16 protein-coding genes are annotated in these 19,194 nt (G+C 49.7%); 4 read left to right on the forward strand and 12 right to left on the reverse strand.

From position 1 onward, the window contains the following. The first annotated feature begins 259 nt into the window (after positions 1 to 259). Positions 260 to 1,447 (forward strand): thiolase family protein, encoded by a 1,188-nt coding sequence (locus HUF19_RS14435; protein ID WP_260997274.1) that lies wholly within the window; start codon positions 260 to 262, stop codon positions 1,445 to 1,447. A 410-nt stretch (positions 1,448 to 1,857) separates the two neighbouring features. On the opposite strand, the gene purU is transcribed toward HUF19_RS14435, so the two are convergent. After that, complete coding sequence (purU, locus tag HUF19_RS14440) at positions 1,858 to 2,709, reverse strand: formyltetrahydrofolate deformylase (protein ID WP_260997275.1); 852 nt, start codon at positions 2,707 to 2,709, stop codon at positions 1,858 to 1,860. Between the two features lie 120 nt (positions 2,710 to 2,829). Between purU and HUF19_RS14445 the strand changes: the two genes are divergently transcribed. Further along, positions 2,830 to 3,606, forward strand: a complete 777-nt coding sequence (locus HUF19_RS14445; protein WP_260997276.1) for a hypothetical protein — start codon at positions 2,830 to 2,832, stop codon at positions 3,604 to 3,606. A 10-nt stretch (positions 3,607 to 3,616) separates the two neighbouring features. Here HUF19_RS14445 and HUF19_RS14450 read toward each other — a convergent pair whose 3' ends face one another. Then, on the reverse strand, positions 3,617 to 4,288 hold the full coding sequence (locus HUF19_RS14450) for a hypothetical protein (protein ID WP_260997277.1): 672 nt from the start codon (positions 4,286 to 4,288) through the stop codon (positions 3,617 to 3,619). A gap of 10 nt (positions 4,289 to 4,298) precedes the next feature. Further along, on the reverse strand, positions 4,299 to 5,600 hold the full coding sequence (locus HUF19_RS14455) for an ammonium transporter (RefSeq protein ID WP_260997278.1): 1,302 nt from the start codon (positions 5,598 to 5,600) through the stop codon (positions 4,299 to 4,301). Between the two features lie 257 nt (positions 5,601 to 5,857). On the opposite strand from HUF19_RS14455, the gene HUF19_RS14460 reads away from it, so the two are divergent. Next, positions 5,858 to 6,472 carry a CBS domain-containing protein gene (locus HUF19_RS14460; protein WP_260997279.1) on the forward strand — a complete coding sequence of 205 codons (615 nt, stop codon included), beginning with the start codon at positions 5,858 to 5,860 and terminating at the stop codon, positions 6,470 to 6,472. A gap of 26 nt (positions 6,473 to 6,498) precedes the next feature. Beyond that, positions 6,499 to 7,860 (forward strand): nucleotide 5'-monophosphate nucleosidase PpnN, encoded by a 1,362-nt coding sequence (gene ppnN, locus HUF19_RS14465; protein WP_260997280.1) that lies wholly within the window; start codon positions 6,499 to 6,501, stop codon positions 7,858 to 7,860. Between the two features lie 39 nt (positions 7,861 to 7,899). Here ppnN and HUF19_RS14470 read toward each other — a convergent pair whose 3' ends face one another. From HUF19_RS14470 to HUF19_RS14510, 9 genes are all read right to left on the reverse strand, one after another. After that, positions 7,900 to 9,621 carry an Aq_1262 family (lipo)protein gene (locus tag HUF19_RS14470; RefSeq protein WP_260997281.1) on the reverse strand — a complete coding sequence of 574 codons (1,722 nt, stop codon included), beginning with the start codon at positions 9,619 to 9,621 and terminating at the stop codon, positions 7,900 to 7,902. Between the two features lie 74 nt (positions 9,622 to 9,695). Continuing rightward, positions 9,696 to 11,522, reverse strand: coding sequence for a PhoX family protein (locus HUF19_RS14475; RefSeq protein ID WP_260997282.1), 1,827 nt, complete (start codon positions 11,520 to 11,522; stop codon positions 9,696 to 9,698). Between the two features lie 120 nt (positions 11,523 to 11,642). Continuing rightward, complete coding sequence (locus HUF19_RS14480; protein ID WP_260997283.1) at positions 11,643 to 12,317, reverse strand: OmpA/MotB family protein; 675 nt, start codon at positions 12,315 to 12,317, stop codon at positions 11,643 to 11,645. A 23-nt stretch (positions 12,318 to 12,340) separates the two neighbouring features. Beyond that, positions 12,341 to 13,141: a motility protein A gene (locus HUF19_RS14485; protein WP_260997284.1), complete on the reverse strand. Its 801-nt coding sequence runs from the start codon at positions 13,139 to 13,141 to the stop codon at positions 12,341 to 12,343. Beyond that, positions 13,142 to 15,049 (reverse strand): FliG C-terminal domain-containing protein, encoded by a 1,908-nt coding sequence (locus HUF19_RS14490; RefSeq protein ID WP_260997285.1) that lies wholly within the window; start codon positions 15,047 to 15,049, stop codon positions 13,142 to 13,144. Between the two features lie 9 nt (positions 15,050 to 15,058). After that, positions 15,059 to 15,760, reverse strand: a complete 702-nt coding sequence (locus HUF19_RS14495; protein ID WP_260997286.1) for a tetratricopeptide repeat protein — start codon at positions 15,758 to 15,760, stop codon at positions 15,059 to 15,061. After that, positions 15,760 to 16,830: a hypothetical protein gene (locus HUF19_RS14500; RefSeq protein WP_260997287.1), complete on the reverse strand. Its 1,071-nt coding sequence runs from the start codon at positions 16,828 to 16,830 to the stop codon at positions 15,760 to 15,762. The genes HUF19_RS14495 and HUF19_RS14500 overlap by 1 nt, the downstream gene beginning before the upstream one ends. A 318-nt stretch (positions 16,831 to 17,148) precedes the next feature. Beyond that, positions 17,149 to 17,466 carry a 4a-hydroxytetrahydrobiopterin dehydratase gene (locus HUF19_RS14505; protein ID WP_260997288.1) on the reverse strand — a complete coding sequence of 106 codons (318 nt, stop codon included), beginning with the start codon at positions 17,464 to 17,466 and terminating at the stop codon, positions 17,149 to 17,151. 160 nt (positions 17,467 to 17,626) lie between these two features. Further along, the gene (locus tag HUF19_RS14510) at positions 17,627 to 19,135 is read right to left on the reverse strand and encodes a fumarate hydratase (protein ID WP_145466391.1); all 1,509 of its coding nucleotides are present in this window, start codon (positions 19,133 to 19,135) and stop codon (positions 17,627 to 17,629) included. Positions 19,136 to 19,194: the final 59 nt, after the last annotated feature.

Consider the following 19,194-nt stretch of genomic DNA (forward strand, 5'->3'; position numbering starts at 1 on the left):
TTACTAATCCCTTCCTCATTTTGTATCAGTACGTAACACCACCTTGGTCGCATACGCACAACTGCCGCAACTCTGTCGTGATCAACACCCCGGCATCCTGCACAAGATCCATGCATAACCGCTGATCAGGCAAACAGCACAGAAATCATGCCAGGCAAATAGTGACCAGCACTTATCCAGAGGCGTCTTAATTGTTAAAAAGCGCCCCGTTCCACTAGAATGGCGGCCGATTTCAAGATATCTGACTCAGGAGCAGCACATGTCAAATCAAGATTCCGTGGTTATCGTAGCCGGCGCCCGCACCCCAATGGGCGGTTTTCAGGGCAGTCTGGCCAGTGTCAGCGCAACCGATCTGGGCGCCCTGGCGATTGCTGAAGCAGTTAAACGCGCTGGCATTGATGCCGCCGACGTGCAGGAAGTTATCATGGGTAACGTGCTGCCAGCAGGTCTGAAGCAGGGTCCGGCCCGTCAGGCAATGCGTAAGGCTGGTCTGGCTGATGCCACTGGCGCGACCACCATCAACAAACTCTGTGGTTCTGGTATGAAAGCCACCATGATGGCGCACGATGCCATCAAGGCTGGTTCCGTTGAGATCGCCGTTGCCGGTGGTATGGAATCCATGTCGAACGCGCCTTACGTACTGGAAGGCGTGCGTACCGGCTTCCGTATGGGTGCAGGCAACGCACCGCAGGATCACATGTTCCTGGACGGCCTGCAGGATGCTGAAACCGGCAAACTGATGGGCGCTTTCGCACAGGAAATGGCTTCCAAAAAAGGCTATACCCGCGAGCAGATGGATGCTTACGCCATTATGTCTCTGACCCGCGCCAAAGACGCGATTGAAAAAGGCCTGAACAGCGCCGAAATCGTGCCGGTTACTGTTACCAGCCGTAAAGGTGAAACCGTTGTTGAGCAGGATGAACAGCCATTCAATGCCAACATCGAGAAAATCCCGACTCTGCGTCCGGCCTTCGCCAAAGACGGTACCATCACCGCCGCTAATGCTTCTTCTATTTCAGACGGTGCCTCTGCTCTGGTGCTGATGAGCGAATCTGCAGCCGCAGCCAAAGGCGTAACGCCGCTGGCACGCATCGTTGCCCACAGCACCCAGTCTCAGCATCCGTCTGAGTTCACCGTTGCACCAGTTGGCGCAATTGAGAAAGTACTGGCCAAAGCCGGCTGGAGCAAAGACGACGTGGATCTGTTTGAGATCAACGAAGCCTTCGCCATGGTTGCCATGATGCCTATCGATGAACTGAAGCTGGATATCAATAAAGTGAACATCTACGGCGGCGCCTGTGCTCAGGGCCACCCGGTTGGCTCTACCGGTTCACGTCTGATCGTTACTCTGATGAACGCACTGAAAAACACCGGTGGTAAGAAAGGTGTTGCCGCACTGTGTATCGGTGGCGGTGAAGCGACAGCGGTTGCTATCGAACTGGTGTAATCACCATAGCGTTATGGCTTGCGCCTGACGCAATAAAAAAGGGAGATACCGCGAGGTATCTCCCTTTTTTTTGAGCCGAACGTCGAGAGGATGTCGATGTCGGATGTCGGATGTCGGATGTCGGATGTCGGATGTCGGATGTCGGATGTCGGATGTCGGATGTCGGATGTCGGAAGACTGAAGCGTTGGCAAGGCAGCCAGCACAAGGCGAAAATCTTTGAGAAAGCGGAGTTTACTGAAGTAATTGAGCATTTCGAACAGGCTTCCATTGCTCTTAACGGAGTATCAATAACTGAGCGTTATCGAGGCCGGCAGAGCGCGGCAAAAACAGGCCAAAGAAACGGAGCTTACAAATGCTAAGTGAGTATTCTTTGGCCTGTTTTTAACAAAGCTATGCCAACGCAGATAGCTCAGAAGACGATGGTCTTGTTACCATGCAGCAACACCCGGTCTTCCAGATGGCTGCGCACACCGCGCGCCAGCACCATCTTCTCTACATCCTTACCCAGACGCACCATATCTTCCACGGTATCGTTATGGCTGATGCGGATCACGTCCTGATCAATAATCGGGCCGGCATCCAGCTCTGAGGTTACATAGTGACAGGTCGCACCAATCAGCTTCACGCCCCGCTCTGCTGCCTGATGGTAAGGCTTGGCACCAACGAAAGATGGCAGGAAGCTGTGGTGAATATTGATTACCTGGCCGTGGTAACGCTCACAGAGTTCCGGCGGAATAATCTGCATATAGCGCGCAAGCACAATGGTATCGGCCTTATGCTCTTCGACGATGGCGTTAACCCGGGCAAAGTGCTCAGCCTTGTTTGCCGGATCAACCGGCACATGGAAGAACGGGATACCGTGCCACTCAACCAGCGAACGCAGAGTATCGTGGTTGGAAATAACGCAGGGGATATCGCAGATCAGCTCTTTGCTGTGCCAGCGGTGCAGCAGATCCACCAGACAGTGGCTTTCTTTACTCGCCATCAGGATCACTTTCTTCGGCGCACCGGAGTCGTTTACCTGCCAGTCCATATCGAACTCTTCGGCAATCGGTGCAAACTCTGCTTTCAGTGTTGCCAGATCAAAGGGCAGCGAATCGGCACGGATACAGTGACGCATAAAAAAGCGCCCGGTAACCGGGTCAGAATAATGGTTTGCCTCAACAATCCAGCCACCGTGTCCGGAAAAGAACTGGCCTACTTTAGCCACAATGCCCACCCGGTCCGGGCAGGAAATCGTTAATCGGTATACTCGTTCCATAGAAATCCACTACTGGCTCATACAGCTGCCACTCTGGCCCGAAAGGCTATTGCACCTGCGCGGGGGAAGTGATCAACTGAAGCCAACTAAAAAACAATAATAAGTATCGGAGAGACGCCTATGTTACTCCTTAGATCCCTGATTCTCACCCTGTTTGTCGGCTTTTCAGCACAGGCCAGCAGTAATTCTCTGGAACAGAATGTTTTCGATCTCAGTGTCGGCGTCAAAACCCTGCTGCTGCGCTATTACCACCTGCAGGCTGATGAAGGTAATCAACAGCTGCTGAACGAGCTGAACCGTCACCTGCTGCTGGTTAACGAGCAGCAACTAAGCGTCAGTAATGAGCTGCAGAATATTCAGCTGAACAACGGCAGTAACCCCCAGCAAAATATCGACAGCCACTGGCAGAAATTCCGGACCCTGATGCAGCAGAATATTCATGAAATTGAAGTGAATGACTTCCCGGAGCTGCAGGTCGTGGCCATGATGCGTGATGCTTCCAATGCCATGATCAGTGAACTGGAAAAAATCGGCGATGCCCTGCGCCAGAGCGGCGAGTTCTCAGTATCTGCGATTGAAGGCTGGACCCGCAGCCAGAAACGGCTGCTGCTGGGAATTACTGAACGTTATCTGGAGCGTGCAGCCTCTTCAATGGGTGCCCCACTCAGCAACAATCAGGATATCGACCAGCTCTGCCAGCAATTTGCCCGTGGTCTTGACAGCATTGACAGTAAAACTCTTGGCACAAAGGGGCAGGCTGCGCTACGCCGCATCCGCAGCCAGTGGTTGTTTGTCGAAAAATCCGCCACCGACACCGAAGCCAAGCTGGTACCCTTTCTGGTCATGCGTTACACCCATAACATGCTCGATCAGCTGAGCAGCATTGCTGCCAGCTGATCAGATTGCATTATTTTTCCAGAAGCTGGCGCGGATCGGTTGCCGGATCAGAGTTACTCTCTGCCGCTGAACGAATACTCTGACTCAGAATCCGGTCGGCGTCGACCGGCCCCAGACATTCACAAACACCAATATAAATAAAATTCAGCAGACGTTTTAAGTCAGTCAGGCCCACTGCGCTGAGATTCAGCGGATGCCGTTCATCCCCCCACAAATTAAAGGCATAAGCCAGATCCTGCGAAATGCTATGCCGCAGAGACTGTTCCATCGCATAACGCTTAACAACCCGCGCAGTATCCGAACGCAGTTGCCCGAACAAGGTTGTCAGTACGACATCGTAGACTTGCGTCCAGTCCTGCTGCTGAAACAATTCCATTCTATCCAGACTGTTACTCTGCGCCTGATCTGACTGAAATTTCAGCATGTCTTCCATAGGATCAGGCTGTAGCTGGGCACTACCATCCATCAGAACCCCGATCAGCTGCCGGTATAAGTTTGCCCGGTTTTCAGCCACCTCAGGTATATCGCGGCAGTCGGATAAAAATCCGTTTAATTCAAACTGAGACTTTTGGGCATAATTATTTTGCCAGCGCCACATTGCCCGCCATAAACCATCGCCTTCCAGAGTGGCATTAAGCACAGTAAATACAGCCCGTCTTTTCTGTTCAATCGTCATAGTCATGCGCAGCTACTCATAATTCACGATGATAAGTAACGTTCTGATGAAACTCCGGATAACCCACTTCATCATGCTCGGTAAAATCAAGCCCCTGTTGTTCATGCTGAGTACTGGCGCGCAACCCGATCACACGATCAATCAGGAAAAACAGAATAAGCGATAGTGGAAACGCCCAGAAAAAGGCCGAGAAAATACCAACCAGCTGAACGGCAATCTGCGATAAATCAAACATATTATCTTTCAGGAAAAGTCCGGCAGCCAGGGTTCCCCAGGCACCGGCAAAACCATGAACCGGTATGGCCCCGACCACATCATCCAGTCCCCGCCGTTCAAGCCAGCCAGCACCATAGACAGAGATTGCTCCGGCAATAAGACCAGTAAGTGCAGCAAACTCAGGTGTCATTGATGCACAGCCTGCCGTAATACCAACCAGGCCGGCAATGCTGCCATTAATTGTTGAAGTTAACAGCACCGGACGTCTGGTTATACGACTGAACAGCAAGGCTCCCGTTGCACCAGCCGCTGCAGCTAACTGAGTATTAAGTACAATCAGGCCGATTTCCGGACTGGCTGCCAGCGTACTGCCACCATTAAAGCCGAACCAACCCAGCCACAGAATAAAACCACCCAAAGCAACCAGCGAAAGATTATGGCCCGGAATACTCCGCGCAGCACCGGTGGTGCGATCAAAACGTCCGGTACGTGCTCCCAGCACGATAATGCCTGCCAATGCGCACCAGGCCCCCACGGAATGAACAACGGTCGATCCGGCAAAATCAATAAAACCCAGCTCAGCCAGCCAGCCTGAACCACCGTACATGCCACCCCATACCCAGCTGCCAAATACCGGATAAATAAATGCAGTAATTACACAGGTTGCGATCAGATAGGCATCGTATTTTGTCCGCTCTGCCATAGCCCCGCTACAGATAGTAACTGCAGTTGCGGCAAACATAATCTGGAATAACAGCACGGTATAATCCCAGGATTGGCTTTCTGATGATGTATTAAAAAGTGCAAAATGACTGGCACCAAAAAAACCGGTAAAGTTCTCGCCAAACATCAACCCATAGCCAACCAGCCAGAAAATAAGACTTCCAAGGCAAACATCCATGTAGTTTTTCATCATCACATTGACGGCATTTTTAGCCCGTGACATTCCACTTTCAAGCAGCGCAAAACCTGCCTGCATAAAAAAAACCAGAGCTGCCGCCATTACGACCCACAGGGTATCAATACTGCCTTGCGCTGCGGTCTCTCCTGCCAAAGCAGGAATACTGAGACTGCTTAAAACGACCCACATCATCCACTTCATAACATTACCGCCTGCTGCTCAGGTTCAGCGTATCCGCAATCAGCGTTACGCGTTATTTCCACATACACTGATCAGCAAAGCCTGTGCCAATCACTGTGCGGTAAAAGGTGCAGAAAACAGGGCGGCAGCCTGCTTAAGCCTTCTGGCCGGCACCATGAAAGTGCAACAGAAAATGAATACGCACCAGCTGCAGGCTGACAGAACAACAGACGCACTGCTATATTGCAGATAGGTATCAGGGATCACGGTCAAAAGTAATGTCATTAATCGTATTCGATATGGGCATCCGGGTTGAAACCCCTTTGCGGCCGGATAAAAACCGGATAAAAGCAACTGCCGCTTCATCGGCAGTGCAAAAGATTAAGCCGGGGGATGCTCAGTCTCCTGCCGAGCGCCAGGCTCAGCTGGTTCTGGAGCATTACGCTCATCCGCAAAAAACACCGGAATCCATCGCCTTTGCAGCCGACATTATGAATACACCGGTGGCAACCCTCACGCCCGATAAGAATGTTCAGGATGCCTGGAACAAACTTGCAGACACTGGTTACCATCACCTGCCAGTCGTAGACAAAGACAATAAAGTGCAGGCCATTGTTTCTGACCGCGACCTGATGCTTGCCCTGATGCAACAGAATACTCACTCAACCAGTCTCGGCGACATCTGGGAAAATAATATTCTGGACTATGCCATTCATCCGGTTATCTGTGTGATGAAAAACACGGATATCCGCCAGACAAGTAACATTCTTTTTGAATATAACATCGGCGCACTGCCCGTTATCGATGATAATCAAATCCTTTGCGGCATTATTACCCGCACCGATATTCTGAAATTACTCCGCCATTACGGCCCAATGGAACTCTGGGCGTAGATATCAGGCGGAGGTAAGGAGACAGCATGACAAAACACTATGAACTGATTCACCCTAAAACCCATCTGCGCGTTTTATCACGCTACGAAATACAGCAATTACGGGAAGTCGGAAGCGAAATTCATGAACTGGTACGGCGCTGCTGCTATGCCGTACTCAGCGCGGGCAGTCAGTCAGACAACTATCTGGAACTTAAAGAAGAATTCCGAAACTTTAACATCCAGGTCCAGCAGGAAGACCGCGGCATTGTTCTCAGCCTGAAAAACCCGCCACAGAGTGCCTTTGTTGATGGCGAAATTATCCGCGGCGTGCGCGAACAACTATTCTCCGTTCTGCGCGATGTACTCTATGCGCAGGAATCGATTCTTAAAGCACACCGCTTTGATCTGAATAACGGTGAAGACATTACCAATGCCGTTTTCCACCTGCTGCGTAATGCCAATGTGCTTAAACCGGACCGACTACCGAATCTGGCCATCTGCTGGGGAGGACACTCCATCCCGCGCAATGAATATCAGTACACAAAAGATGTAGGCTACCAGCTGGGATTGCGTGGTCTCGATGTCGGTACCGGTTGCGGTCCGGGCGCAATGAAGGGGCCAATGAAGGGTTGTGCGATCGGTCATGCCAAGCAGCACAACCGTGATGGTCGCTATATCGGCATTACTGAACCGGGCATTATTGCGACCGAAGCCCCGAACCCGATCGTCAATGAACTGGTAATTCTGCCGGACATTGAAAAACGCCTTGAAGCCTTTATCCGTCTTGCCCATGGCATTGTAATATTTCCCGGCGGCCCCGGAACCGCAGAGGAAATCCTGTACTTACTGGGGGTATTATCACATCCGGATAATCAGCAGATTCCGTTTCCGATTGTCATTACCGGCCCCAAAGAAACAGAAGATTATCTGCGTGCCATTGACCGCTTTATTGGTACGGCACTTGGTGCTCAGGCGCAGCAGCGTTATCAGATTATTATTCAGGATGCAGAAGCGGTAGCGCGGGCAATGAAGGCGGGTATTGCAGAGGTTGAACAATATCGTCAATCCAGTAACGATGCTTATTTTTTCAACTGGGCTCTGACCATTGCTGAAGATTTTCAGCTGCCGTTTGATCCGACCCATGAAGCCATGAGCAACCTGTGTCTGAGCAAATCACTGCCCGGCCATGAACTGGCTGCTAATCTGCGCCGGGCATTTTCCGGTATTGTCGCCGGTAACGTGAAAGAAGTGGGCATAACCCGTGTACAGGAGCATGGGCCGTATCAGATACAGGGAGATAAAAGCATTTTGGAAGGGATGGATGTGCTGTTAACCGCGATGGTAAAACATGGACGGATGAAAATCAGCGGCGAATATACCCCGTGCTACGAAATCGTGGCCCGCTGAAAGAAAAAAGCGGCTGATGATCAGCCGCTTCTTTTATTATCAATAGTAGCTGAGAATCTCTTTGATACCCGTATTCTGTTCAACCTCAACCGATTTATGTACTGTTTTTACCGGTTTAACAATGGCATCCCGGCCCAACTTATAACTTTGCTCTTTGACGACCACCTGATAAGCCTTATTAAGCATCAGGGCACGTTCTGGCTCCGGCAAAAGCAAGTGACCGATATTCTCAGACAGTTTTTCAAATTCCTGTAACTTAGGGCTTCGGTCGTCATTAAAGAACTTATTCAGGACTTCTTTATTATCACGGAATTCATTACCGCTTGGGTTTTGCTCAAGATAATAAGCATACTCGCCGCGCCCATCCTCACGCATGGGATCAGCGACACCTTCGAGTCCTTTTTCCAGCCAGTGATACCAGCCATTGCGGAAACTTCCATGATCAAACTTACGGAAAAATGAAATAGTAGTGTCATTCGATGCGCCGATATAACCGTGACATCCGGTACAGAAATACGTTTCTTCGTAGGTCTGAGGACGTAACTGACCGGCATCATCCTCAATAAAACCCTGATATGTCCATCCCTGAGCAACCGTTAATCCGGACTCCATATTTCCCAGAGCAACTTTAGTACGCCATGGAAAGTCGTGACGTTCTTTAATTTCATCATTAACAATACTGCGTAACTGATAGTAGTTTCTCCAGGAGTTCTTTCTGGAGTAACGCACTTCTTTCATGCGTCTGGCCATGACAACTTTGCCATTGTTAACGTCCAGGTAGCGTACAGTATGAAGAAACTCAGTACCTTCAGGGTATAAGCGTGCTGCCAGATGAATGTCACCCTGCTCCAGAAGCTCCTTAGCCTGACCAACATAACTCATCATACGGTTTTCTTTTGGCGCCCAGTCATACTTAATGTATGTCGCCTTAGACAAGGTTCCATTTTTATCCAGATCAACGCCATATAACGTTTCGTCAGTTTTTTCGATCGGAATATCTTTTTCCTTTATCAGTGATTCGACAATGGCAAAGTTAATTCTGTAAGCCAGCAGATCAAATTCTCCGTCTTTATTACGGCGAAAAGCTTCCGGAAGCCGGATCATCACATCATCCGTCGAACCGTTCGTTGGCATAAAAGTTCCCAGAAACGGGTAATAGGCAAATACTCGCCAGCCGGTATATTCACCTGCCGGCGAGACATCAAAACCCTGTTCATCAAAAGAAAAATATGCATCAGGGATATAACCATCCCAACGGCCGTTTTTATTACGGTCCCATTCTTTTGGCAGGTTGTTCAGTTTGGCAGCCAGGATAATACCGCCATTATCAGAGAAGTAGTTATCTTCTCTGACGTAATTAATAATCTCCTGATCTGAAACGTTAGCAATATCGTCTGTGCGATCTTTAAACAGATTATCCCAGTTGTTTTTCAGCCCTGTTTCAGGGAAGTTATAGCCGACCTGAACATCGGTATCATTAAGATAATTCGGTCGTTTACTTTCGGTATGACACGCATAACAAGGATTCTGAACTCCCTGTTCAGAAACCGGGTCGGTATAACATTGTGGCGGAATGTAAGCCACAGGATTATCCGTAGCATCAGCAGTAAGATCAACCAGTGTGCCGAAGGTATAGCCAGTGGCAACCGGGTTGGTTTTATTAGCCGCAGCGGAATCATCCGCCGACATCATTGATCGCTCACCATCAGACGATGTAAAACAACCAGATAAAAACAGGGTAAACCCGCCAACCAACAACAATGAGTGTGTTTTCATAAACCTACCAGAAACAAAAAAGGGCAGCCGTAGCTGCCCCTGATGTTAAATATCAAATATTACTGTACGTTTACAGCCGGGAAAGGCCCAACGTAACCGGTGTAAGCACGGGCTTCACCTGAACCGGTATCTTTATCGTCGTCTGTCTCAACATATGGATGCTGAACAACTGTCGTCAGATAAGACCAGCCATTGATGTTCGGATACCAGTATGGAGAGGTGGTTTCTGAGCCATACGGGGTGGTCAGAATGCGGGTCAGTTTTTTCTCTGAAGCAAAATCATAAGCCCACAAAGCATCATTCTGGTGTGTAGTACCTGCATCTTCACCGATGATCAGCATGTCATAACCTGAGATATAGGTAACGTTATCCGGCTCGGCGATGCCATCAATATGGCAGCTGTTTTTGGCTTCAAAACCAGCAACCTGTGGGTCAGCAATACTGACCGGACGTCCGGCGACCAGGCCATACATGTTGTGAGCCACGTAATTGGAGCCGATTGCAGAGTCAGGACCAAGGTCCATCTGATAGACCGCGCCACATTTGTTTTCTTCATCCAGCTGAATATGATCCGGGCCACCGACATCACCGGAAGTACCAGCCAGCATGCCTTTAGTAACGTTGGACATACCTACGTACATTTTGTGACGCTTGCTGTCGTAGGTAATCCCTTCTTCTTTACGGAATTCAGTGGTTGCACCCAACATGGCTGCATAGCGACGGGTTTCCAGACGCGAAGCTACTTTTTCCATACCGGCTTTAACTTTCAGACACTCCTGGCCAACACCATTGGCATTGATCGACGTAAATCCTGCGCTACACGCATTGCCAACCGGATCTTCTGAATCAAAGATGTCGTTAAAGGTAACCTTGGTTTTACCATTGGTACCGTGCACATAATCGCTGATTTCAGCATTGGTAGCATGACCCAGACTGATCCAGGTCAGATCAGCTGCACCAATACCGGTAGAATCTGTCTGGTTCCATTTAGCAGCGTAAGTAGTACCAGCACTCAGATCACCGGCGGTATCAGCCACAAACATATACAGACCAACGTTAGTACCATCATCAGTCATATAGGTTGTTTTTGAATCAGGCATTACATAAGCCAGTTCGTATGCCAGACGCCCCATTGCATAATGTTTTTCAGTAGTAACAGCAGCATTTTCCGCAACAGTTACTTCAATATTCCAGCCGTAGAAGTATGGGTTCCATTCGCTCGCTTCAGCATAGTAGTCGAGCATAGAAGCAGAATAACTGCTCAGAGCAGCTTCAGCACTGGTTGGCTGTTTTTTAGCATCCGGTTCATATTCCTCTGACGCCAGATGAGTAGTCCATGGAGTAACAGAACCGGCACAGTGAACCCAGCCACCATCAATGCCTGATTGATCAATCTGAGTTAAGTTAGCAACGCTCAGCTTGCCGTTGTCTTTATCCTGATTCAGCTCCATCAGGAACATGGCACCAGGGCGATCTTCAAACTGAGAAACAGAATACAGTTTATTGCCAATTGGCAGCAGAGAAGTAAATTCGTTGGAATCAGAAATACGGACTGAACCATCGTCTTCAGTCAGAACAGTACCCGCTTTATTGACCAGCTGACCAAATGCAACGCCAGAAATAACATCACCTGAGCGTGCCAGTACGTTATATTCACCGGCATAAATTTTGCCGTTTACAATGGCTTGTGAAACTGTAATTTCACGCTTTTCGGCATCGGTGGCCGGTGCGGCAACGCCTACAAACTTCATAAAGGCCGGGCTGCCGTTTACGCCATCAGCCCCGGTGTCACCATTAGAACCATCATCACCACCACAGGCTGCCAGGCTCGCGGCCGTAGCAATAACCATCGCCTGCAAAAGACGCTTTTTCTGAAAAAGTTCCATCGTCATCTCTCTCTAAGACTATATGATCAGGAGTTATTTCCTGGGGCGTTAAGCTAGTAGAGAAAAATGACAGTAAGCGTGCACTTTTATGACAGATATAAGACGATTTCATGACAGCAATCAGTAACGCCGTACCTGGACCACCACACGACGATTAGCAGCACGCTGCTGTTCAATTGTCTGGGCCTGATCCACTTCTTTCGGTCTGCTGTCAGCAAAGCCTGACGCCTTAAGACGTTCCTTGGCAACGCCCTGACTCATCAGATATTTAACCACATGGGTCGCTCTGGCTGCTGATAATTCCCAGTTGGAGGGAAATTGCTCATTGGCAATGGGAATATCATCAGTGTGACCTTCCACTTCAATCATATGTGTTTCGTGGCTGGTATCGCGGATAATCGCGGATACCTTTTCCAACAGGGGAACTGCATCGGCTTTTAAATCGGCGGAGCCGGAGTCATAGAGTGCAACGTTGGCAAACTCCACTTTAACCCCTCGCTGATCAAGGACCACCGACAACTGATCCTGCAGGCCATTCTGCTCGATATAATCATCCAGCGCTTTTTTAATATCGGTAAAGGGCGTTGTTTGCTGTCGATCTGTCATTACCGTCGACAATCCTTCCTGCAGCGCTTCTACTTTGCCCTGATCGATATCAGAGACCGACAGAATCATCACAAAAAAAGCCAGCAGCAGCGTAATGGCATCAGAATAAGTGATAAGCCAGGAACTGGAGGAATCGTCAAAATTAGGCCGGCGACGGCGCAGGCCACGACGCTTTAACGCATCATCCACGGCATGCCTCCGGGTATATCAGCTCAGAGTTCTTCATCGGCAAGCTGCAGACGAACCGATGGTTTAAGAAAGGCATTCAGCCTGTCCTGAATAAACAAGGCATCACGCTTTTCCGCCAGCATAACGAAACCTTCGGTAATCAGCTGATGGCGGTAATAAAGTGCTTCCTGTTTTTCCGTAACCTGATTGGCTGCCGGTTTAAAAAATAAATTCGCCAGTACCACACCATAAAGCGTGGTAATTAATGCCAGCGCCAGCCCCTGACCTAACCCGGCCATATCACCGTTCAGGTTATCCAGCATGATAATCAGACCAATAATCGTGCCGACCATACCAAAACCCGGAGCGTAGGTTGCCATGGTATTCAGCACCTTGGATTCCAGCGTATGCCGCTGCCAAGTGGCATCCATGGCATCACTCAGCATTATGCGGATTTCGTGGTTTTTATAACCCGAACCAATCAGCTCCATCGCATGACACAGGTATTCGTCTTTACTTTCTTCTTTATTCAGACTCTGCTCAAGGGCACTGATACCACCCTGACGATACAGGTTGCTCCAGTCAACAAAGCGGCTAACCAGTGTGCGCAAATGCTTTTGCGATGTCGGAGTATGAAAAAAAGTCTGCACCATACTACGCATAGCAATCAGAACATCACCGCTGCTGTAGCTGATCAGTGAGGCCGCTAACGTACTGCCCAGTACCAGCGCCAGACTGGAAAGACTCATAAATATCTGGTGATGATCCGTACTGCTGACGATGGCAAATGCAAACAGGCTGATACCGGCGCAAAAGCCGATCAGGGTGCTGAATGAAAACATCATTTATTCCTGCCCCTGCGACTGTTTAGCAATAGGCGCCAGCTCTTCCATAGAGAAACGTCCGGCTTTCAGTACATCACGCATTTTCTGTACAACCTGTTTGCGTCCGGCTTCTACCGTTTCCTGAGCAATATCTGCTTCGGTTGTTTTAAGCTCTGCAATAACGGCTGCGCGCAATTTAGCAGGCAAGGCTGCCAGCACATGGCGTTTAAATTCCGTTGATGTATGACATAAGGCAGCGGCCAGAACACCGCGATCTATATCACGCAGCTCATTCGCCAGTACCCGCTCCGGAGCGCGGGCCATATCGGCAAAGGTAAAATAGACCTGACGCAGTCGATAATAGGTTTCCGGCTTTTCACCTTTTAAGGTTTTCAGTAAGCGGGTTTCTTCAGCACTGTTCATGTTATCCAGCATACGTATCAGTACCGACAGGCCATCGGCACTGATATTCTCGAACGTTGGCACCGACAGTGACGCCTGTGCCAGACGGTCCGCCACGTCGCGGAAAGCAGAGACAGGGAGCGTATCGAACTGGCCGAGTTCATAAGCCACCGCCGCCTGATCTTTTTCTTTCATGCGCTGAATAATATCAGCAGCCCGTTCAGCCGGGAGCTGCGACATAACCAGAGCTTTGATGCGGGTATCCTCATCTTTAATCAGATACAGCACCTGTGAATCATTGAGTTTCTCCAGAAACGAAAACGGTGAATTACCCGCCGAGTTATCAGCTAAGCCCTGCTGAAGACGCTGCTGGAAAGCACTGAGTGATTGCAGCAACATCTCATTGCTCCAGTCAGTTTCGCTGCGCTGCTGCTCCAGCTCCTGCCACTCGGTACCGGTTAATGCGGGAACAAGGCTGCGCAATAACGGCTTACCCATCACTTCAAGCATTGCCGCTGCTTCAGAATACTGCTGTCGCTGCAGTCCCTGTTGCACCAGCTGCTGGAATAACTGTGGCTGAGACAATCCGGATGAAACCAGCGCCTGACGCACTTCATTAACCTGCCGTTTCAGTTCAACCTGCTGGTCATTTTCCTGTGCAACCACGGCACGATTATCGCTATAACCGGTATCGGAACTTGCAGTTAAAGGAGCACTTACTGCAGGAATCATCCGGCGGCCTAACGCACGCATCCCGAAACCAATCACCAGCAATACCAGTAAAAGTGAAGCAAGCCAGAACCACAGCGCGTATTCATCCCAGATACTGAGCACAACAGGTTTTTCATTCTCCAGACGTTTAAATTCGGTACGGACAATATTCAGCGTATCGCCACGTAATTCATCCAGCTGGGACTTGCGGGTAATCAGGTTACGCAGGAATTCAACCTGTTCATCATTCAGGGTACGGTCCACAACCAGAGTGATGGTCATTTTCTTGATGCTGTTGCGAAAGCCCAGTGTTTTCTCACGAATGGTCTGAATTTTGGTTTCGGCTTCCTGTTTCAGCTGGTCGGCATAATTGAGCACATCGGTACGCTCACGCTCCAGCTGTTGCACTTTATTCTGCAGCGCCTGAATTTCCTGCTCGTTTTCTTTCAAAAGCGGAAGCTCATTAACCGGAAGGCCTGGCAATGCTTCCAGCTCATTGTCATCAAAGGTTTTGATCGTACGTGGACGGATTTCCGCGACTGGCTGACGCACAGGAGGCTTAGGTAAAGCAGACCCAGGCGATGCCGGCTCATTGCTTTTCACCATAGTTCGGGTCTTTTGCAGTGTTGCTTCGACCTGAATAATAAAGCGGTTATCGCCCAGGTAAGATTTGATATCCCGTGCCAGACGCGCTTCCATTTCATTCTTAAAGCGCGCCTCTTCCAGATCATCTTTTTTAACAGGCACTTCATAAGCCTGCTCTTCTGCAACAACCAGAAGAGAGACAAAGCAAAGTAAGACAGTAAGAATTCTCATCAGCAACTCCTACTGCTTCAGCCGGTCAAGGCTGGCCTTGACCTGATCAAGACTGGGATCAAGTTTAAGCGCCTGCTCCCAGCTGGAACGGGCTTCCGGCAACAGGCCCATCTTGTAATAGATACTGCCTTTTAATGCATGCGCCTGAGCGGAATCCGGTAAATTATCGAGTGCTGCATTGGTTTCATCCAAAGCCTGCCAATATTGTTTTTTATAGAATAATGACTGGGCATTGAGAATGTGCTTAGTGGTATTTTCAACCCTCTGATTTTTGTTTTTTTCCTGCTGCTGAGCATTCTCATTCAGATTTTCATGAATTTCTTCAGCCGTCTTATCATCCAGCATTTCGGTTATGTCTTCGTCGGCCTCCTGAGGTATTTCTGCTTCTGGCTGAACCGTCTTACCCGGCAGATCCATGACGAATTTCACGTCACTGTCACCGGCATCCAAAGTCAGCAACACATCGTAACCATCACCATAACGGTGAATATGCATCAGGCCATGCTGTTTTTTGGCTTGCTCAGCGATTTCAGATTGTTTCTGGATTTCTTCTTCTACAACCTCTGTTTCAGATACCCAGCCGGAATTACCATAACCTTTAACCACTTCATTAGTACGCTGATAGCTACAGGCGGCAGGCAAGATAAAAACACTCAGGCTTAACAACCGGAACATCATGCGTACCTGGCATTTTACGCAGAATTTCATCATCAGAAACGTACCCCCAGCGTCAGGTCATAACTTGAACCGCCGAATTTCCCAACCTCTTCATAACCGTCTTTTTTATCCCAGCGGGCATCGACTTCTGGCAGGTAGGTGACGCCAAAATCCATAAAGCCATCACTGAAAAACGGGAATTCAAATCCAAAGCGGAAGATAAGGGAGTTGCTGTCATTGAAGAAGGCCTGCCCCATGCCCAGATACACCCGGGTATCGATCAGCTCATCCATACTTGGAATATCGGCAATAATCCGGCCCTCGAGATTTATTCCTGATACGTTAAATAAATCGGTACCGGAGAAATTTCGGAAATATTCAATCGCCAGAGTATATTCCAGACTGTCATCAATACTGGTGGTTTCACGCCGGCGCAGACCAAATACAGTTACGCCATTAACTTCTTCAGAGCTGCCATCTGTCAGGTTTTTCCGGCTGCCATCAATCCCCCAGGCACCCACTGTTAATTCATAGTTAACCGCATCGAATCCCTGCTCTTCCTGTTCACGGGTCGTTATCTTCGAATATTCCTTAAGCCACAACAGCTGATTATTCCGGCCGTCAACCATGCGCAGGTTGATGGTAAATTTGTCTTCGTGTACTGAAGCATTCCAGAAAATAAAAGCATCCGCGCGCACGTGTTTGGCCAGAGCCCGGAGAGCCTGATTGGATTCTGCTGCGTGGGATATTTCCAGCTTATCGGCACGCATCGCTACCTGTGTAGTCCGGCACTCAATACACTGAATAACCTCAAAGCGTCCGCTATCCATAATCCGGTGCATCAGTTTATTTTCAATCATCAGATGCACCTGCTTGGGAATCTGACGATGGAGACGATCACCATTATGATAAAGGGCAACACGGCGGATATTGCTGTCCAGATCGATAAGTTCTTCCAGAACCAGCGTTTTATCATCATCCAGCAATTGCCCGAAACCGGTATATAAAGAGGGGGCCGGTGAACTCAGTGGCAGCTCGGTTTTGTTATCGGCACAGGCCAGAGAGGGCAGTAACAGCAGGCTGATAATCAGCGATAGCTGTTGGAATAGCGTCGGGGAGTTCATTCAATATCCTTTCGTCAGGAGTCCTGATTTTTCTCCCTCCAGCTTAGTTCATATTTCAGAAACTGAAGTTTTCGCCAGCACTTATTCCGTTTACTTAACATGAGTTAAACAATCAGCACTTTAATACCTTTACTGATTCGCCAATTTTTTTACGGCAAATACCGCAGACGGGCGCAGATATCCAGCCTCTCTGTTTCCTTCATTTGCAGAACTTTTAAAACAGTGAAAATCTGCCTTTTTTCTGGCGATTTATTCTCGAAAAAGCGACAGAAAAACATTAAATCGTTTTTGTTCGTACAATCAGACTCAGTTCAGAGACTAACGGCGCAGCATTTCCGCAACTTCACGATCTGTCTGCACCGCCAGACGCAAATCCCGGGCGGAAATTCCCTGTACGTCGTGACTCCACCACAACACCTCCAGCCTCCCCCAGCTTAAAGTCAGCTGTGGATGATGATCCTGCTGCTCGGCATGCACAGCAATATTATTAGCCAGATGCAGGGCTGCGCTGAAATTGTTCAGCGTTATGCTGCGCAGCAATGCCGGCACACCGGCAACCTGGGTTAACTGCCAGTGCGGATGCTCCGCCAGCCAGCTCTGCAATTGCGTGTCATCTATACGGTCGTCAGTCATCATCCATCTCCCCGGGCAGAATATTCACATTAGCGGGAAAATCCGGCTTTGCAGAGTCTTTTCTGCGCCAATGTCATTCATACGATGGCTTTACGACAGGCACAAAAAAAGGAGCCGGAGCTCCTTTTTTATGTATCGCGGTTTAACGCTTATGCGCCTGCGATCAGACTTCGGTTGCGTTAATCTTGGCGTACCAGGTTTGCGGGCCGGTCTTATGTACCGACTCACCTTTGGTATCCACGGCCACGGTTACCGGCATATCTTCGACTTCAAATTCGTAGATCGCTTCCATGCCCAGATCATCAAAGCCAACAACCTTAGCGCCTTTGATTGCCTGAGATACCAGATAAGCAGCGCCACCAACGGCCATCAGATACACAGCTTCGTTATCTTTAATGGCCTCAATGGCGATGTCGCCACGCTCAGATTTACCGATCATGCCCAGCAGGCCGGTTTTTTCCAGCACGGTACGGGTGAACTTATCCATACGGGTCGCAGTCGTCGGGCCAGCCGGACCAACCACTTCTTCGCGTACCGGATCAACCGGGCCCACGTAATAGATAAAGCGGCCTTTCAGATCGACCGGCAGCTCTTCACCTTTAGCGATCATATCGACCATACGCTTATGCGCCGCATCACGGCCGGTCAGCATCTTGCCGGACAGCAGGACGGTTTCACCGGTTTTCCAGTCTTTTACGTCTTCCGGAGTGATGGTGTCCAGATTCACACGGCGTACAGAATCACCCACTTCCCAGGTGATCTGTGGCCAGTCTTCCACTTTCGGCGCTTTGAGAACCGCCGGGCCGGAACCATCCAGCACAAAGTGAGTGTGACGGGTTGCGGCACAGTTAGGAATAATCGCCACCGGCTTGTTTGCCGCGTGAGTCGGGTAATCAGCCACTTTGATGTCCAGTACAGTGGTCAGACCACCCAGACCCTGTGCACCAATGCCCAGTTTGTTCACTTTTTCGAACAGTTCCAGACGCAGTTCTTCGGCGCGGTTCTGTGCACCACGAGCCTGCAGTTCCTGAATGTTGATTGGCTCCAGCAGTGCTTCTTTAGCCAGCATCATGGCTTTTTCAGCGGTACCACCGATACCAATGCCCAGCATACCCGGCGGACACCAGCCAGCACCCATTTTAGGCACCTGTTCCAGCACCCAATCAACGATGGAGTCAGACGGGTTCAGCATGGCGAACTTGGATTTGGCTTCAGAGCCGCCGCCTTTGGCTGCCACATGCACGTCCACGGTGTTACCCGGAACCAGTTTCATGTGGATGATGGCCGGCGTGTTGTCTTTGGTGTTGGCACGTTTGCCATCCGGATCAGCCAGCACAGAGGCGCGCAGCACGTTGTCAGGATGGGTGTAAGCGCGGCGTACGCCTTCGTTACACATATCCTCAACACTCATGTCGCCTTCGAACTTCACGTCCATACCAATGGTCAGGAACACGGTAACAATACCGGTATCCTGACAGATCGGACGGTGGCCCATGGCACACATACGGGAGTTGATCAGAATCTGCGCCATGGCGTCTTTCGCAGCCTTGGACTCTTCGCGCTCATAAGCCGCATGCACGGCATCAATGAAGTCTTTCGGGTGATAGTACGAGATGTACTGCAGTGCATCAGCGACGCTCTGGATCAGGTCTTCTTGCTTGATCACAGTCATGACGGGTTCTCTCTCATAGGCTCGCGGGTGTAAAAACGCCCACGTCGGTGGGCGTTACA

The organism is Thalassolituus hydrocarboniclasticus, from assembly GCF_025345565.1.
Classification (GTDB): Bacteria; Pseudomonadota; Gammaproteobacteria; order Pseudomonadales; family Oceanobacteraceae; genus Venatoribacter; species Venatoribacter hydrocarboniclasticus.

Bases quoted from the DNA above. Each gene is read 5' to 3' on its own strand.
- HUF19_RS14435 (WP_260997274.1), top strand. From the start codon at position 260: ATGTCAAATCAAGATTCCGTGGTTATCGTAGCCGGCGCCCGCACCCCA.
- purU (WP_260997275.1), bottom strand. From the start codon at position 2,709: ATGGAACGAGTATACCGATTAACGATTTCCTGCCCGGACCGGGTGGGC.
- HUF19_RS14445 (WP_260997276.1), top strand. From the start codon at position 2,830: ATGTTACTCCTTAGATCCCTGATTCTCACCCTGTTTGTCGGCTTTTCA.
- HUF19_RS14450 (WP_260997277.1), bottom strand. From the start codon at position 4,288: ATGACTATGACGATTGAACAGAAAAGACGGGCTGTATTTACTGTGCTT.
- HUF19_RS14455 (WP_260997278.1), bottom strand. From the start codon at position 5,600: ATGAAGTGGATGATGTGGGTCGTTTTAAGCAGTCTCAGTATTCCTGCT.
- HUF19_RS14460 (WP_260997279.1), top strand. From the start codon at position 5,858: ATGTCATTAATCGTATTCGATATGGGCATCCGGGTTGAAACCCCTTTG.
- ppnN (WP_260997280.1), top strand. From the start codon at position 6,499: ATGACAAAACACTATGAACTGATTCACCCTAAAACCCATCTGCGCGTT.
- HUF19_RS14475 (WP_260997282.1), bottom strand. From the start codon at position 11,522: ATGGAACTTTTTCAGAAAAAGCGTCTTTTGCAGGCGATGGTTATTGCT.
- HUF19_RS14485 (WP_260997284.1), bottom strand. From the start codon at position 13,141: ATGATGTTTTCATTCAGCACCCTGATCGGCTTTTGCGCCGGTATCAGC.
- HUF19_RS14490 (WP_260997285.1), bottom strand. From the start codon at position 15,049: ATGAGAATTCTTACTGTCTTACTTTGCTTTGTCTCTCTTCTGGTTGTT.
- HUF19_RS14495 (WP_260997286.1), bottom strand. From the start codon at position 15,760: ATGATGAAATTCTGCGTAAAATGCCAGGTACGCATGATGTTCCGGTTG.
- HUF19_RS14500 (WP_260997287.1), bottom strand. From the start codon at position 16,830: ATGAACTCCCCGACGCTATTCCAACAGCTATCGCTGATTATCAGCCTG.
- HUF19_RS14505 (WP_260997288.1), bottom strand. From the start codon at position 17,466: ATGATGACTGACGACCGTATAGATGACACGCAATTGCAGAGCTGGCTG.
- HUF19_RS14510 (WP_145466391.1), bottom strand. From the start codon at position 19,135: ATGACTGTGATCAAGCAAGAAGACCTGATCCAGAGCGTCGCTGATGCA.